Here is a 15,230-nt window from a genome sequence, read left to right on the forward strand (position 1 = left end):
CACTCAGCCGGTATAACGCAGCGTATTCAGATTGCCCTGCAATACCAGATCCCGCTTTAGCGTGGCCACCTGACGGCTGATCTCAGCCATCTGCTGGCCTTCAGCAAGCTTTTCCCGCCATTTAGCGGGCACCTGATGCAGTTGCTGATAGATTCCTTCAAGCGTATGAAACTCTGCCAGCAGCTGTTTCGCGCTTTTCGGGCCGATGCCGGTGATGCCTGGAATTTTACTGCTGCTGATGCCGCACAATCCCCAGTAGTCGGGGAGTAACTGGGCTGCCACGCCAAATTCAGCTTCGATAAAAGGCAGATCGAGCCAGCGTTTCTGGAAGTAGTCGCGGATGCGGATTTCGGAGGCCAGTAGCTGACAGTAACCTTTGTCGGTGGACACGATGGTGGCCTGGTGTCCGGCCTGCGCCATTTTCACCGCCAGCGTCGCCGCTAAATCATCTGCCTCATCCTCGCCCGCTATCCAGCAGCTTACACCTGCCGAACGAAAGGCCTCCTGCAACGCCGGCATCTCTGCCTGTAAATCGTCTGGCATCGGCGGGCGACCGCTTTTGTAATCGGGCAGCAGCTGATGCCGCCAGCCCTGATGACGCGCTTCGCCATCAAATACTGCGACAGCGTGAGTTGGATGGGCGTGACCCAGTACCTGGCGCAGCGCAGCCACGCAGCCGTCGACACAGGGTGAGCCCTGTACCGCATGCAGACGGCGAATCAGATTCAGCGCGTCAACAATAACAAGATGAAGAGCCATGAGCGTATCGGCAGCCCGGGGGCTGCCTCCTGGTTTATTTGATAATTTCGTAGCAGGGGATGTAGGCGGTGCCTGGCAGTTTCATGCGTTGCTGGGCAACGAATCCCTGTAGCAGCTCATCCATGCGGTGCATGATGTCGGGATCGCCATGCAGTCTGTAGCGTCCCTTCTCGCGGATTTCGCGGATGCCCATCTCTTTAACATTACCGGCGACGATACCTGAGAAGGCGCGGCGCAGGTCGGCAGCCAGCTTCTCGGTAGGCTGATTGGTATAGAGATTGAGGTTGGCCATATTTTCATGGGTTGGCATGAACGGCACCTGCAGATCGGGCTCAATGCGAATCGACCAGTTAAAGCTGTACGCATCGCCGGTTTCACGACGGTTCTCTTTCACCTGCGGCATCGCTTTCTTCATCAGACGCGCCACTTCTGCCGCGTCATCAATGATGATCTGGTAATGCTTACGCGCCTGTTCACCCAGGGTGTTAACGATGAAATCATCCAGCACGCGGAAGTAATCGGCGCTCTCTTTCGGCCCGGTCAGAATCAGCGGCAACACCTGATTGTTGTTCTGCGGATTCATCAGGATGCCCAGCAGATAGAGCAGTTCTTCAGCCGTACCGACGCCGCCAGGGAAAATGATGATGCCGTGAGCGATACGCACAAACGCTTCCAGACGTTTTTCAATGTCCGGCATGATGATCAGCTCATTCACCAGTGGATTCGGCGGTTCAGCTGCAATGATTGAGGGTTCGGTGAGGCCGATAAAGCGGCTGTCGCGATAGCGCTGCTGGGCATGGCCAACCGCTGCGCCTTTCATCGGCGCTTCCATCACGCCCGGCCCGCAGCCGGTACAGATATTCAGCTCACGCAGTCCAAGCTGCGTACCGACATTGCGGCAATACTGATACTCAATGGCGTTGATTGAGTGACCACCCCAGCAGACTACGGTGTTGGGATCCTCGCCGATGTGCAGAGCCCGCGCATTACGCAGAATGGAAAATACCGTGTTGGTGATGGTGGCGGAATCATTCTCTTCGGCTGCACTTAACCGGCCCGGTATGTTGAGCTGGCCGCTGACAAACAGGATGTCACGCAGCACCGCAAACAGGTTAGCCTGCAGTGAGCGGATGATGCGGCCATCCACGAACGCCTCTTCCGGCGGATTGATCAGTTCCAGTTTGACGCCGCGCTCCTGGCGCAGCACGTTGATGTCGAAGTTCTCAAAGCGGGAGAGCAGTTCGTGGCTGCTGTCAGTCTGGCTGCCGGAGTTAAGCACGGCCAGAGAGCAATTGCGAAACAGCTGGTAGAGGTCGCTGCTGGCTGTGCGCTTGAGCATGTCGACTTCCAGCTGCGAGAGCAGATCCATTGAGCCAAGTGGGCTGATATGGGTAATCAAATGAACTCCTTTACACCCGCCTGGGTGCTGATTGGCACTGCAATGGCAGTGACGAAAATCCCTGGTCGGCAACCCGCAGATTGCCGCCTTCACCAGAGTAGCCTTGTCGGCCCGCACAGCTCAAGCGGAACTGCGCTTACGGCACCCAGCCTGAGAGAAGTCTCGCAAACTACTGACGGACCAGCCGCGAAAAACCGGGCGAGAAGGGCACATTGGTGCGCCACGGGTTAATATCCAGCCCGCCACGACGGGTGTATCGCGCATAGACCGTCAGCGCTTCCGGATGGCAGAATCGCATCACATCATTAAAGATGCGCTCAACACACTGCTCGTGAAATTCGTTGTGCTGACGGAATGAGACCAGATAGCGCAGCAGTGCTTCACGCGCGATACGCGGACCTTTATAGCGGATCATCACCGAGCCCCAGTCGGGCTGGTTGGTAATCAGGCAGTTCGACTTGAGCAGATGGCTGACCAGCGTCTCTTCAACGATTTCGCTGCCTGCGGCATCCGCCAGATAGTCAGCGTTGAAGCGGTAATCCTCAATGGCGATATCCTGCTCATCAATGCAGCAACCCTCAAAATGACCAATCGGCTGACCTTCTATTTCATTGAGCCGGAACAACGCGACCCGCGCTTCCCCTTCAGCACAGGCACTCAGATCCCGCTCCAGCGTCTGACGAACCTCACCCCAGTCGGCAAAGCGGGTCTGATTGAAACTGTTCAGGTAGAGCTTGAAGCTTTTCGACTCGATAAGATTACGGCTTTGCGCATCCAGCACGACTTCGCCAACGGCAACCTGTGGCAGACCTTTGCTGTTGAGCCACGAGAGTTCATACAGGGTCCAGATATCGCTGCCGGTAAAGGGCAGACTGTCGGGAAACAGGCCAAGCGGTTCACGGTTCAGGCTGCGCGGCACCGCCTGCAGTAAGCTGTTGTCATACCAATCGTGATAGGCTGTGGGTTTGCCCAGCGTCAGGTTACTGAGCGCCTGATCCTGTTCGTGAGTAGTCATTGCGGTTACCACCAAAATTAATCAAAGTGGCTAAGTGTAACCTATCAGAAGTGAGAATATGAATGATGCAGCAAACTGCCGCCGCGTTGCGCGACTTTACCACCCGATACTGCCAGCACTGGCTTCAGCAGGCGGGACATGGGCCGGCCAGCAGCGATCTCTATGGCGTTCCTTCGCCCTGTGCACTTGAAGATCGCGAGCAGCGGGTCGTCTGGCAGCCGCAGCCGTTTAGTCTGCCAACGACGCTGGATGCGATTGAGCGGGCGGTCGACATCCAGCTTCAGCCGCCGATCACGGCGTTCTATACCACGCAGTTTGCCGGCGATATGCAGGCCCGTTTTGGCGAGAATCAGCTGACCCTTTTGCAGGTGTGGAGTGAAGAGGATTTCCTGCGATTACAGGAGAATCTGATTGGGCATCTGGTGATGCAGCGCCGCCTCAGACAGTCGCCTACGCTATTCATTGCCACCACCGATTCAGAAGAGGAGATCATCTCCCTGTCTAATCTCAGCGGCGAAGTGATTCTGGAGCAGCCTGGTCGTAAACAGCGCGTGGTACTGGCAGAAAGTCTTGAGATATTTCTTAAGTCATTACAACCGGTTATCATCTGAATTGCAGTGATTTGCCGCCTGGCTTGTGAGACATCTCTTACATATACTGTGAGAGATCGCCATATAACAGTTGAGACATCCGGAAGGCCGTGATGTAAAAATATTGTGAATCATCAACTTAATGGCGTTAATCTGAATTTGTGCAGCACATTTCGTAAAGTTTCGCTGTAAGTACCTTGTGCGCGTAACGAGTTCTGTCAAAATGTTTCCCACTGCAGGATGCTCAGGAAACAGATATCGTCAGGATGATGATAAGCCATGAGGCAGGAACGTAACGGAGCTTACGGCACACGGAAGGTTTCAGGATGAAACAGGATCGCTCAGGAGTGAGCAAGGGACACCTCCAGGATGGAGAATGAGAACCCCCTCAGAAGAGGTGGTGGGCCAGGATGCTAAGGATACATCAGGACGATGCGCGACAGGAGTTCGCACTGGACAAGTTGTCATGGAAGAGCAGGGAGCAAAAACGTAGCAGGATGGCTGCAAACGAACCGGGAGCACTGTTTATACAGTGCTCCCTTTTTTTGTGCCTGTGCCAACAAGTGATATGCTTGCCGCCCATTTTTGACTGCTTGCCGGAGGTGGCGCATGACGCCTGAACAATTGATTACGCAACGGCTGGAGCAACTGGAAGCGGTGATGCGTGAGCACCATCTCTGGCAGAGTACCCCTCCGGCCGAAGACGCGCTCAAGAGCCGTGAACCCTTTTGCCTGGATACGCTGGAGCCGCTGCAGTGGCTCCAGTGGGTGCTGGTCCCGCGGATGCATGCCCTGATTGCGGCTCAGCATCCGTTACCGCAAAATTTTGCGGTTGCTCCCTACTACGAGGTGGCGCTGGTGCCTGACCAGCCTGGCATTGCACCGCTGCTGCTGACCCTGCGTCAGCTTGACGCGTTGGTCAAGGATGCAGCCCACTGATGCTGGAGATACTCTATCAGGATGAGTGGCTGGTTGCCGTCAACAAGCCCAGCGGCTGGCTGGTTCACCGCAGCTGGCTGGATCGCCATGAAACCGTGTTTGTGATGCAGACCGTTCGCGATCAGATTGGACAGCATGTGTTTACCGCACATCGTCTGGACAAACCCACCTCAGGCGTACTGCTGATGGGACTTTCAAGCGAAGTCGGTCGTCTGCTTTCCCTGCAGTTCGAACAGCATCAGATGCAGAAAACCTATCATGCCGTGGTACGCGGCTGGCTGGAGAGCAGCGGAACGCTCGACTATCCGCTGGTGGAAGAGCTGGATAAAATTGCTGACAGGCACGCCACTGAAGCGCGCACCGCACAGCCCGCGGTTACCGATTATCAGTCACTGGCAACGGTCGAGATGCCGGTCGGCATTGGCCGCTATCCTACTTCGCGTTACAGCCTGGTTGAAATGGCCCCTAAAACCGGCCGCAAGCATCAGCTGCGTCGTCATATGTCGCACCTGCGTCATCCGATTATTGGCGATTCGGCGCACGGTGATCTGCGCCAGAACCGGGGTGCCGCTGAACACTTCGGCGCTAACCGGCTGATGCTGCACGCCAGCAGCCTGGCACTCACCCATCCGGTGACTGGTGAACCTTTACTGATCCGCGCCGGGCTGGATGGCGTCTGGCAGAACCTGATGAACCAGTTTGGCTGGCAGGATCGCATTCCTGAGGTGCCGCGGGTTGAGTTTAACGCAGCGCCAGGACAGGATAACGTTTCAGAATAAGGGAGAGAGCAGATGGCAAAGATTGGCATTTTTGTGGGGACAGTATACGGCAATGCGCTGCTGGTAGCGGAAGAAGCGGAGCCCCTTCTGCAGCAGCAGGGTCACAGCGTCACCGTGTTTGACGATCCGACGCTGGCAGACTGGCAGAACTATGCCAGCGACGTGGCGTTAATTGTCACCTCAACCACCGGACAGGGCGATTTTCCCGATACGATTTCAGGCCTGTTCCATGCGGTTAAAGATAAGCTGGGTCATCAGCCCGCGCTGCGCTACGGCGTGATTGCGCTGGGTGACAGCAGTTATGACCATTTTTGTGGCGCGGGTAAAACTTTCGATGCGCTGCTGCAGGAGCAGGGCGCACAGCGGGTCGGTGAGGTGTTACTGGTTGATGCCACCGAAAATCCTGAGCCGGAAGCGGTGACCTCTCCGTGGGTTGATGCCTGGGGTGCGCAGCTCTAATGGCAACGCCAGGCTTATCTCTGCATAACGATAAGCCTGGCGTGTGATATCAGGTCACCGGTGCCGGGTTAAACACCGCCAGCTGATTACGGATGCCCCAGCGATCGGACCAGGTCTGCTTCCTGCCACTGGCAATGTCCAGAATCAACTCAAACAATCGCCAGCCCACCTGCTCAATACTCTCTTCACCGGTCGCAATCGTCCCGGCATTAATATCCATCAGATCGTGCCAGCGCTCTGCCAGCGCATTGCGCGTTGCCATCTTGATAACCGGTATCGCAGCCAGACCGTAGGGCGTTCCGCGGCCGGTAGTAAACACCTGTAGTGTGATACCGGATGCCAGCTGCTGCGTACCGCAGACAAAATCGCTGGCGGGCGTCGCCGCGTAGATCAGGCCACGTCGCGTAGGTCGCTGACCGGGCGAGAGCACTTCAACAATGGCGCTGCGCCCCGATTTGGCGATCGACCCCAGCGCTTTTTCCACCACGTTCGCCAGTCCGCCTTTTTTATTGCCCGGCGACGGATTCGCGCTGCGATCGGTCTGGCCCTGGTCGAGGTAGTTGTCATACCAGGCCATCTCCTCCAGTAAGCGCTTACCCACTTCCTGATTAATCACCCGCGGCGTCAGCAGGTGAATGGCATCACGCACTTCTGTGACTTCCGAAAACATCACCGTCGCACCGCAGCGCACCAGCAAATCAGAGGCGAAACCCACCGCCGGATTCGCCGTTACGCCCGAGAATGCATCGCTGCCACCGCACTGCATGCCGACAATCAGTTCTGCAGCAGAACAGGTTTCGCGCTGGCGCTGATTCAGCCGCTGGAGATGGCGCTCCGCTACCTGCAGAATCTCATTTACCATCGCACCAAAACCGACCAGCTTCTCATCCTGCAGGCGCACAATGTCATGATCGTCCAGCGAAATCGCCTGCACGTCGGGCGTGCCGGTCAGCAGACGCTCCGGCTGTAACTTCTCACAGCCCAGGCTGACGATCATCACTTCGCCACCGAAATTGGCATTCAGCGCCAGGTTATGAATGGTGCGAATCGGCACGACCGCCGCGGGTGCATTAATCGCCACGCCGCAGCCATAAAGGTGGTTGAGCGCGACCACGCCATCCACATTCGGGTAGCGCGGCAGTAAATCCCGTTCAATGATCTGTACGACATGATCCACCACCCCGGCCACGCAGTGGACGCTGGTGGTGATGCCGAGCAGGTTACGCGTGCCGACGCTGCCATCCGCATTGCGATAGCCTTCAAAGGTATAGCCTTCCAGCGGCGGCAATTCAGGCGGAACCTGCGTGGCTAACGGCAGACTCTCCAGTGGAGGCGCTTCCGGCAAAGCGACCAGCGACTCATCAATCCAGCTGCCCTGGGCAATATCCCGTAATGCATAGCCGATGACTTCGCCGTAACGCACGATCTCTGCACCCTGGTTAATCGCGCGCAGCGCGACTTTGTGACCCTGTGGCACATGCTCCGTGAGTGTCAGGCCATCCGCAAACTGCGTGCCAGCTGGCAGGCCCAGGCTGTTAACCACTATCGCCACATTGTCGTGCTCATGGACTTTGATATAGAGCGGTTGTTCATCTGTTTTGGGGTACATCGCTCACCTTCCCGTCTGTCGTGCCGTACTTGTGCGGCACGCTGTAATGTTCTGACCTGTCACACGTTTGTTTGCCATCTTCAGTATAGGGAGGCGGAGCAGGGCGCGCATTGTGCAAATGACCACCATTGAGACAATTCGCCTTATCGATTTGGGGCGATTATCCAGAAGCAAGTGAAGAGCCTCACAAACAGCGGGGGAAAGCGTTACCTGAGACGGTTTTTGCTCGGTTATTTGCTGCTTTCGTGAGCCATCCCGCAGGGTTTTGTGCATCCGCCACACAATCACTTCTGCACTGAGGTTATTCCAGGGCGATGTGCCAATGTGCTCGCTTCAGGCTGTTCTTATACTGGGTTCCGTTAGCCAAAGTCAGGTTATCTGTCACGACGTATTACTCATCCGCAGAGGTCGCAGAAGCGCATTGGCTGCCACCTCGCAGATGGATAAATAAAGGTTTGCCACAACAAAAAGATCGCCGTGTTTAACCCAACTTCTCTCTGATACCCAACGCGATGTGTATGCAGTCAGAGCGAATGTAGCTCACGCTATATTTCAGGAGTGCATCATGAATAGTTTCAGCCAGACCGCGGAAACGGTGCAGAAGCGCACCAATGCCCGCTACTGGATTGTGGTGATGTTATTTATCGTCACCTCATTCAACTACGGTGACCGCGCAACCATCTCGATTGCCGGTTCCGCAATGTCCAAAGATATCGGCCTCGATTCGGTCGGACTGGGCTATATCTTTTCTGCCTTCTCATGGGCGTACGTTATTGGCCAGATTCCGGGCGGCTGGCTGCTCGATCGCTTCGGCTCTAAACGGGTCTATTTCTGGAGCATCTTTACCTGGTCGCTGTTTACGCTGCTGCAGGGTTTCGTGGATATCTTCAGCGGCTTCGGCATCATCATGTCGCTGTTTATCCTGCGTTTCCTGGTGGGTCTGGCTGAAGCGCCTTCCTTCCCCGGCAACAGCCGGATTGTAGCCGCCTGGTTCCCGGCGCAGGAGCGCGGCACGGCAGTGGCGATCTTCAACTCTGCGCAATACTTCGCCACCGTGATCTTTGCACCCATCATGGGCTGGCTGGTCTCTGAAGTGGGCTGGGCGCATGTGTTCTGGTTCATGGGCGGCCTGGGCATCATCCTCAGCTTTATCTGGCTGAAAGTGATCCACGATCCCACCGATCACCCCGGCGTGAACAAAGCTGAACTGGAGTACATGGAGCAGGGCGGCGCGCTGATCAACATGGATGTTAAAAAGGATACCCGCAAGGTGAGCTGGAGCGAGAAGTGGTTCCAGATTAAGCAGCTTCTGACGTCACGCATGATGCTGGGTATCTATCTCGGTCAGTACTGTGTTAACGCCTTAACCTATTTTTTCATCACCTGGTTCCCGGTCTATCTGGTGCAGGCGCGCGGCATGTCGATTCTCAAAGCGGGCTTTATCGCCTCGATTCCGGCAGTGTGCGGCTTCCTCGGCGGCGTTCTGGGCGGAGTCATCTCCGACTGGCTGATGCGTAAAACCGGCTCGCTGAATATCGCACGTAAAACGCCAATCGTGCTCGGCATGCTGCTCTCCATTTCGATGGTGATGTGTAACTACACCGATACCGAATGGGTGGTGGTGTTCTTTATGGCGCTGGCGTTCTTTGGTAAAGGCATTGGTGCGCTGGGCTGGGCGGTGATGGCGGATACCGCACCGAAAGAGATCAGCGGACTCAGCGGCGGCCTGTTTAACATGTTCGGTAACTTCTCCGGCATCGTGACCCCCATTGCTATCGGCTACATCATCGCTACCAGTGGTTCCTTTGAAGGTGCACTGGTCTATGTCGGCATCCATGCCTTTGTTGCGGCATTCAGCTTCCTGGTGATTGCCGGCGATATCAAACGTGTCGAACTGAAATCCTGGCACGGTAAGGACGCATCATGAATACGCAAAGTTCCCCGGTAATCACAGAGATGCGGGTTATCCCGGTCGCCGGTTACGACAGCATGCTGCTTAACATTGGCGGTGCCCACAACGCCTGTTTTACCCGCAACATTGTGGTCCTTACCGACAGCGCCGGCCACACCGGCGTGGGTGAAGCGCCCGGCGGTGACACCATCTATCAGACGCTGGTGGAGGCGATTCCGCGGGTTTTAGGCCAGCAGATTGCCCGCATGAACAGTCTGGTGCAGCAGGTACACAAAGGGAATCAGTCGGCTGACTTCACCACTTTTGGCAACGGTGCCTGGACTTTTGAGCTGCGCGTCAATGCGGTGGCCGCGCTCGAAGCGGCGCTGCTCGATCTGCTGGGACAGTGTCTGGGCGTCCCGGTGGCTGAACTGCTGGGGCCGGGCAAACAGCGTGATGAAGTGACGGTGCTGGGCTATCTGTTCTATCTCGGCGACCGGCGCAAAACCGATCTGCCCTATCTCACGGGTGAGCAGGCCAGTCACGACTGGTATCACCTGCGCCATCAGGAAGCGCTAAGCAGCGATGCCGTGGTGCGGCTGGCTGAGGCGGCACAGGATAAGTACGGCTTTAAAGATTTCAAGCTCAAAGGTGGCGTGCTGCCGGGCGAGCAGGAGATCGCCACGGCGGCGGCGCTCAAGCAGCGCTTTCCCGATGCGCGTATCACGGTCGATCCCAATGGGGCCTGGCTGCTGGATGAGGCGATAGCGCTGTGTAAAGGGATGCAGGATGTGCTGAGCTACGCCGAAGATCCCTGCGGCGCGGAGCAGGGCTATTCGGGGCGTGAAGTCATGGCCGAGTTCCGGCGTGCCACCGGCCTGCCGGTCGCCACCAACATGATCGCCACTAACTGGCGCGAGATGAACCACGCGGTGATGCTGAATGCGGTCGATATTCCGCTGGCGGATCCGCACTTCTGGACGCTGAGCGGTGCCGTGCGTGTCGCCCAGCTGTGCGATGAGTGGGGCCTCACCTGGGGTTGCCACTCCAATAATCACTTCGATATTTCACTGGCGATGTTCACCCATGTGGGTGCGGCGGCGCCGGGTAATCCCACCGCGATTGATACCCACTGGATCTGGCAGGAGGGCGATCAGCGCCTGACGAAAAATCCGCTGCAAATCCGCAACGGAAAAATCGCCGTACCGGATGCACCGGGTCTGGGCATTGAGCTCGACTGGGATCAGGTAAACAAAGCCAATCAGCTTTATCAGTCACTGCCCGCCGGTGCACGTAACGACGCGACGGCGATGCAGTATCTGATCCCCGGCTGGACTTTTGACCGCAAGCGCCCGGCATTCGGCCGGAAAACAGCATAAGGAGCAGGAGATGAGTTCAACACCGAAAGTGACCGCCATGCAGGTTATTCCGGTCGCAGGCTATGACAGCATGCTGCTGAACCTCAGTGGCGCTCACTCGCCATTCTTTACCCGCAACATTGTGATTATCAAAGATAACGCCGGACATACCGGCGTCGGTGAAATCCCGGGCGGCGAGAAAATCCGCCAGACGCTGGAAGATGCCGCCTCGCTGGTGATCGGCAAAACGCTGGGTGAGTACAAAAATACCCTCAGTCTGGTGCGCAGTACTTTTGCCGACCGTGATGCGAGTGGACGCGGCAACCAGACTTTTGATCTGCGCACCACGATTCATGTGGTGACCGGCATCGAAGCGGCGCTGCTTGATCTGCTGGGTCAGCACCTGGGCGTTAACGTCGCCTCGCTGCTGGGTGACGGGCAGCAGCGTGACCGTGTTGAGATGCTCGGTTACCTGTTCTACATCGGCGACCGCACTAAAACCTCGCTCTCTTATCAGAACCAGCAAGACGATCCGTGCGACTGGTATCGCCTGCGCCACGAAGAGGCGCTGACTCCGGATGCGGTAGTGCGTCTGGCGGAAGCAGCCTATGAGAAATATGGTTTTAACGACTTCAAACTTAAAGGTGGCGTGCTGCGCGGCGGTGAAGAGGCCGAAGCGGTCACGGCGCTGGCAAAACGTTTTCCTGAAGCTCGCATTACCCTCGATCCCAACGGCGCCTGGTCGCTCAACGAGGCGATCATGCTCGGTAAGCAGCTCAAAGATGTGCTGGCCTACGCAGAAGATCCCTGTGGCGCAGAGCAGGGCTACTCAGGGCGTGAAGTGATGGCGGAGTTCCGCCGTGCGACCGGCATGCCCACCGCCACCAATATGATCGCCACCGACTGGCGGCAGATGGGGCATACCCTGTCGCTGCAGTCGGTGGACATTCCGCTGGCTGACCCGCACTTCTGGACCATGCAGGGTTCGGTGCGCGTGGCGCAGATGTGTCACGACTTCGGCCTGACCTGGGGCTCGCACTCCAATAACCACTTCGACATTTCGCTGGCGATGTTTACCCACGTTGCCGCCGCCGCACCGGGCGCGATCACCGCCATTGATACCCACTGGATCTGGCAGGAGGGCAATCAGCGCCTGACCAAAGAGCCGTTCCAGATTAAAGGCGGCATGGTACAGGTGCCGCAGAAGCCGGGTCTTGGCGTAGAGCTGGATATGGATCAGGTGATGCAGGCCAATGCGCTCTATCAGAAGCAGGGGCTGGGTGCGCGTGACGATGCTGAAGCGATGCAATTTTTAGTACCGGGATGGACTTTCGACAATAAACGCCCGTGCCTGGTACGTTAACCTTTCTGGCTCCCGCCGCGGAGCCACCGTCACAGGAGTTCAACCATGAGTAATGCAGCCTGGCCCAATGGATTTCGTCGTCGCCTGTTAGCGGGCGACACCCTGATTGGCAGCTGGTGTGCGCTGGCCAGTCCTATCTCAACTGAAATCCTGGGGCTGGCCGGTTTCGACTGGCTGGTACTGGATGGCGAACACGCGCCCAACGACATCACGACCTTTGTGCCGCAGCTGATGGCACTGAAAGGCAGCCACAGCGCCCCCGTAGTGCGTCCGCCCTGCAACGAGCCGGTGATCATTAAGCGTCTGCTGGATATCGGCTTTAACAACTTCCTGGTGCCGTTTGTCGAAACCGAAGAGGAAGCTCTGCGTGCCGTCGCCTCAACCCGCTATCCGCCCGCCGGGATTCGCGGTGTCTCGGTGTCCCACCGCAGCAACATGTACGGCACGTTGCCGGATTACAACAGCACCATTAACGACAACATCACGGTGCTGGTGCAGATCGAAACCCAGCAGGCAGTCGATAACATTGACGCCATCGCGGCGGTGGATGGCGTCGACGGTATTTTCGTCGGGCCGGGGGATCTCTCCGCTGCGCTGGGCTATCTCGGCCAGCCTGCACATCCTGAAGTGCTGAAAGTGATTAAACACATTTTTGAACGTGCCAAAGCGGCCGGTAAGCCGAGCGGCATTCTGGCGCCAGTGGAAGCGGACGCGCGTCGCTATCTGGAGTGGGGAGCCACCTTTGTGGCCGTCGGCAGCGATGTCGGAATGTTCCGCAACGCCTCGCAGGCGTTATGCGACAAATTTAAGCGCTAATCGATCAAGGAGAAACGCAATGAAAATTGGATTTATTGGCCTGGGCATTATGGGCAAACCCATGAGTAAAAATCTGGTGAAAGCCGGTTATTCGCTGGTGGTACGCGATCACAACGCCGAAAACGAAGCGGAGCTGACGGAACTGGGCGCGACCGTGGCGAAATCGCCTAAAGAGGTGGCGGAACAGTGCGACGTGGTGATTACCATGGTGCCTAACTCGCCGCAAGTGATCGAGGTCTGCCTGGGTAAAAATGGCATTGTCGAGGGCGCAAAGCCGGGCCTGGTGGTGATCGACATGAGTTCGATTGCGCCGCTGGCGAGCCGTGAAGTCCATGATGCGCTGGCAGAAAAAGGCATCAAAATGCTGGATGCGCCGGTCAGCGGCGGCGAACCTAAAGCGATTGAAGGCACGCTCTCTGTGATGGTCGGCGGCGATAAAGCGGTGTTCGATGCCTGCTACGACATCATGAAATCAATGGCGGGATCGGTCGTGCATACCGGCGACATCGGTGCAGGTAACGTCACCAAACTGGCAAACCAGGTGATTGTGGCGCTGAACATTGCGGCCATGTCTGAGGCGCTGTCGCTGGCGACGAAAGCGGGTGTGAATCCGGATCTGGTTTATCAGGCGATTCGCGGTGGGCTGGCGGGCAGCACGGTGCTGGATGCCAAAGCGCCGATGGTGATGGACCGCAACTTCAAACCGGGCTTTCGTATCGACCTGCATATCAAAGATCTGGCGAACGCGCTGGATACCTCGCACAGCATCGGTGCGCATCTACCGCTGACGGCGGCGGTGATGGAGATGATGCAGGCGCTGCGCAACGAGGGTCAGGGTACTGCCGACCACAGTGCGCTGGCCTGCTATTATGAGAAGTTAGCGAAGGTTGAAATCGCCCGCTAAAACCCGGTTCCGGTTTCCTGAAACCCGACTGGTTAAGAGCCGTTTCAATTACTCAACTGCGCTCGGATTGCCTATGAAAATCGTAATCGCACCGGATTCATATAAAGAGAGTTTATCCGCCCTGGATGTGGCATCGGCGATTGAAGCGGGTTTCCGTGACATTTTCCCCGATGCGCATTACGTAAAAATACCGGTCGCCGACGGTGGCGAAGGCACGGTAGAAGCGATGGTGGCGGCGACGAAGGGAAAGATCGTCAGGTTGAAGGTGACAGGTCCGTTAGGCACGCAGGTTGATGCCTTTTACGGTCTGTCGGGAGATGAACGCACCGCCTATATCGAAATGGCGGCGGCCAGCGGACTGGAGCGGGTGCCCGCTTCACAGCGTGACCCGCTGATAACGACGTCGTTTGGCACCGGCGAGTTGATCAGGAATGCACTGGATAAAGGCGTTGCTCACATCATTATTGGTATCGGCGGCAGCGCCACCAACGATGGCGGTGCCGGGATGATGCAGGCGCTGGGCGCCCGATTGCTCGACGCCCAGGGCAGCGAGATTGGTCACGGTGGCGGCGCGCTCTCTGACCTCGCCAGCATTGATATTGACGCGCTGGATGCCCGCATCCATCAGTGCCGCATCGAAGTGGCCTGTGACGTGACTAATCCGCTGACCGGCAAAGAGGGCGCATCGGCCATTTTCGGTCCGCAGAAAGGGGCGACTCCGGCGCTGGTGCAGCAGCTCGATCAGGCGCTGGCCCATTACGCCGCGATTATTCACCGCGATCTCGATATCGATGTGCTGCATATTCCCGGCGGCGGCGCAGCGGGCGGCATGGGCGCGGCGCTGCACGCCTTCTGTCAGGCGGAGCTGCGGCGCGGCATTGAGATTGTTACTGAAGCGCTGGGGCTGGCTGAAGAGGTCAAAGATGCGGACCTGGTGATTACCGGTGAAGGGCGTATCGACAGCCAGAGTATCAATGGCAAGGTGCCGATTGGGGTCGCCAGCGTGGCAAAGCGCTTTAACAAGCCGGTGATTGGCATCGCCGGAAGCCTGACGGCGGATGTCGGCGTGGTGCATCAGCACGGGATTGATGCGGTATTCAGCGTGCTCTACAGCATCTGTACGCTGGATGAGGCACTCGCGAATGCCGGAAAGAATGTCGAGATGACGGCGCGTAATGTGGCCGCGACGCTGAAACTGGCCGGATTCCACTGACCGTCAGGAATACCCGGCCAGGCAATGCGGGCCGTGATCTGTAGAGGGTGATGCGGGTGGTAAGGCATAGTTTTGCGGCGTCAGCCCTTTATCCTGGTGGCAGGTGCATCAGCGGAAGCTAAAGCACCTGCCGTTT

Annotated in this window: 14 protein-coding genes; 10 read left to right on the top strand and 4 right to left on the bottom strand. The window is 57.3% G+C overall.

Annotation, left to right across the window (positions count from 1 at the left end):
- Positions 1-3: 3 nt before the first annotated feature.
- From xni to queF, 3 genes are all read right to left on the bottom strand, one after another.
- The gene (xni, locus tag EGO56_RS04115; RefSeq protein WP_135907769.1) at positions 4-759 is read right to left on the bottom strand and encodes a flap endonuclease Xni; all 756 of its coding nucleotides are present in this window, start codon (positions 757-759) and stop codon (positions 4-6) included.
- A gap of 34 nt (positions 760-793) precedes the next feature.
- The gene (ppnN, locus tag EGO56_RS04120; RefSeq protein ID WP_135907770.1) at positions 794-2,158 is read right to left on the bottom strand and encodes a nucleotide 5'-monophosphate nucleosidase PpnN; all 1,365 of its coding nucleotides are present in this window, start codon (positions 2,156-2,158) and stop codon (positions 794-796) included.
- Positions 2,159-2,327: 169 nt separating this feature from the next.
- Positions 2,328-3,173, bottom strand: coding sequence for an NADPH-dependent 7-cyano-7-deazaguanine reductase QueF (gene queF / locus EGO56_RS04125; protein ID WP_135907771.1), 846 nt, complete (start codon positions 3,171-3,173; stop codon positions 2,328-2,330).
- A gap of 62 nt (positions 3,174-3,235) precedes the next feature.
- Here queF and syd point away from each other — a divergent pair, with 62 nt between their 5' ends.
- From syd to EGO56_RS04145, 4 genes are all read left to right on the top strand, one after another.
- On the top strand, positions 3,236-3,784 hold the full coding sequence (gene syd, locus EGO56_RS04130) for a SecY-interacting protein (RefSeq protein ID WP_013358896.1): 549 nt from the start codon (positions 3,236-3,238) through the stop codon (positions 3,782-3,784).
- 588 nt (positions 3,785-4,372) lie between these two features.
- Positions 4,373-4,702, top strand: a complete 330-nt coding sequence (locus tag EGO56_RS04135) for a YqcC family protein (RefSeq protein WP_135907772.1) — start codon at positions 4,373-4,375, stop codon at positions 4,700-4,702.
- Positions 4,702-5,481, top strand: a complete 780-nt coding sequence (gene truC, locus EGO56_RS04140; protein WP_013358894.1) for a tRNA pseudouridine(65) synthase TruC — start codon at positions 4,702-4,704, stop codon at positions 5,479-5,481. The genes EGO56_RS04135 and truC overlap by 1 nt, the downstream gene beginning before the upstream one ends.
- A gap of 12 nt (positions 5,482-5,493) precedes the next feature.
- A complete protein-coding gene (locus tag EGO56_RS04145; protein WP_135907773.1) occupies positions 5,494-5,940 on the top strand; it encodes a flavodoxin in 447 nt (148 codons plus the stop codon).
- A gap of 49 nt (positions 5,941-5,989) precedes the next feature.
- On the opposite strand, the gene garD is transcribed toward EGO56_RS04145, so the two are convergent.
- Complete coding sequence (garD, locus tag EGO56_RS04150; RefSeq protein ID WP_135907774.1) at positions 5,990-7,549, bottom strand: galactarate dehydratase; 1,560 nt, start codon at positions 7,547-7,549, stop codon at positions 5,990-5,992.
- A 565-nt stretch (positions 7,550-8,114) separates the two neighbouring features.
- On the opposite strand from garD, the gene EGO56_RS04155 reads away from it, so the two are divergent.
- The 6 genes from EGO56_RS04155 to EGO56_RS04180 all read left to right on the top strand — a co-directional run bounded on the left by EGO56_RS04155 (position 8,115) and on the right by EGO56_RS04180 (position 15,094).
- The gene (locus EGO56_RS04155) at positions 8,115-9,476 is read left to right on the top strand and encodes an MFS transporter (protein ID WP_135907775.1); all 1,362 of its coding nucleotides are present in this window, start codon (positions 8,115-8,117) and stop codon (positions 9,474-9,476) included.
- The gene (locus tag EGO56_RS04160; protein ID WP_095706745.1) at positions 9,473-10,819 is read left to right on the top strand and encodes an enolase C-terminal domain-like protein; all 1,347 of its coding nucleotides are present in this window, start codon (positions 9,473-9,475) and stop codon (positions 10,817-10,819) included. The genes EGO56_RS04155 and EGO56_RS04160 overlap by 4 nt, the downstream gene beginning before the upstream one ends.
- A 10-nt stretch (positions 10,820-10,829) precedes the next feature.
- Positions 10,830-12,161 (top strand): glucarate dehydratase, encoded by a 1,332-nt coding sequence (gene gudD, locus EGO56_RS04165; protein WP_033733625.1) that lies wholly within the window; start codon positions 10,830-10,832, stop codon positions 12,159-12,161.
- A 45-nt stretch (positions 12,162-12,206) separates the two neighbouring features.
- Positions 12,207-12,977 carry a 2-dehydro-3-deoxyglucarate aldolase gene (garL, locus tag EGO56_RS04170; RefSeq protein WP_013358888.1) on the top strand — a complete coding sequence of 257 codons (771 nt, stop codon included), beginning with the start codon at positions 12,207-12,209 and terminating at the stop codon, positions 12,975-12,977.
- A gap of 19 nt (positions 12,978-12,996) precedes the next feature.
- On the top strand, positions 12,997-13,881 hold the full coding sequence (gene garR / locus EGO56_RS04175) for a 2-hydroxy-3-oxopropionate reductase (RefSeq protein WP_013358887.1): 885 nt from the start codon (positions 12,997-12,999) through the stop codon (positions 13,879-13,881).
- Between the two features lie 73 nt (positions 13,882-13,954).
- The gene (locus EGO56_RS04180; protein ID WP_033733622.1) at positions 13,955-15,094 is read left to right on the top strand and encodes a glycerate kinase; all 1,140 of its coding nucleotides are present in this window, start codon (positions 13,955-13,957) and stop codon (positions 15,092-15,094) included.
- The last annotated feature ends 136 nt before the right edge of the window (positions 15,095-15,230 follow it).

The organism is Pantoea vagans (assembly GCF_004792415.1).
GTDB classification, from domain to species: Bacteria; Pseudomonadota; Gammaproteobacteria; order Enterobacterales; family Enterobacteriaceae; genus Pantoea; species Pantoea vagans.

What these genes read in the sequence shown, in the direction of transcription:
- gudD (WP_033733625.1), top strand. Translation starts at nt 10,830, where the DNA reads ATGAGTTCAACACCGAAAGTGACCGCCATGCAGGTTATTCCGGTCGCA.
- EGO56_RS04145 (WP_135907773.1), top strand. Translation starts at nt 5,494, where the DNA reads ATGGCAAAGATTGGCATTTTTGTGGGGACAGTATACGGCAATGCGCTG.
- queF (WP_135907771.1), bottom strand. Translation starts at nt 3,173, where the DNA reads ATGACTACTCACGAACAGGATCAGGCGCTCAGTAACCTGACGCTGGGC.
- truC (WP_013358894.1), top strand. Translation starts at nt 4,702, where the DNA reads ATGCTGGAGATACTCTATCAGGATGAGTGGCTGGTTGCCGTCAACAAG.
- EGO56_RS04160 (WP_095706745.1), top strand. Translation starts at nt 9,473, where the DNA reads ATGAATACGCAAAGTTCCCCGGTAATCACAGAGATGCGGGTTATCCCG.
- syd (WP_013358896.1), top strand. Translation starts at nt 3,236, where the DNA reads ATGATGCAGCAAACTGCCGCCGCGTTGCGCGACTTTACCACCCGATAC.
- garD (WP_135907774.1), bottom strand. Translation starts at nt 7,549, where the DNA reads ATGTACCCCAAAACAGATGAACAACCGCTCTATATCAAAGTCCATGAG.
- EGO56_RS04135 (WP_135907772.1), top strand. Translation starts at nt 4,373, where the DNA reads ATGACGCCTGAACAATTGATTACGCAACGGCTGGAGCAACTGGAAGCG.
- garL (WP_013358888.1), top strand. Translation starts at nt 12,207, where the DNA reads ATGAGTAATGCAGCCTGGCCCAATGGATTTCGTCGTCGCCTGTTAGCG.
- EGO56_RS04180 (WP_033733622.1), top strand. Translation starts at nt 13,955, where the DNA reads ATGAAAATCGTAATCGCACCGGATTCATATAAAGAGAGTTTATCCGCC.
- garR (WP_013358887.1), top strand. Translation starts at nt 12,997, where the DNA reads ATGAAAATTGGATTTATTGGCCTGGGCATTATGGGCAAACCCATGAGT.
- xni (WP_135907769.1), bottom strand. Translation starts at nt 759, where the DNA reads ATGGCTCTTCATCTTGTTATTGTTGACGCGCTGAATCTGATTCGCCGT.
- EGO56_RS04155 (WP_135907775.1), top strand. Translation starts at nt 8,115, where the DNA reads ATGAATAGTTTCAGCCAGACCGCGGAAACGGTGCAGAAGCGCACCAAT.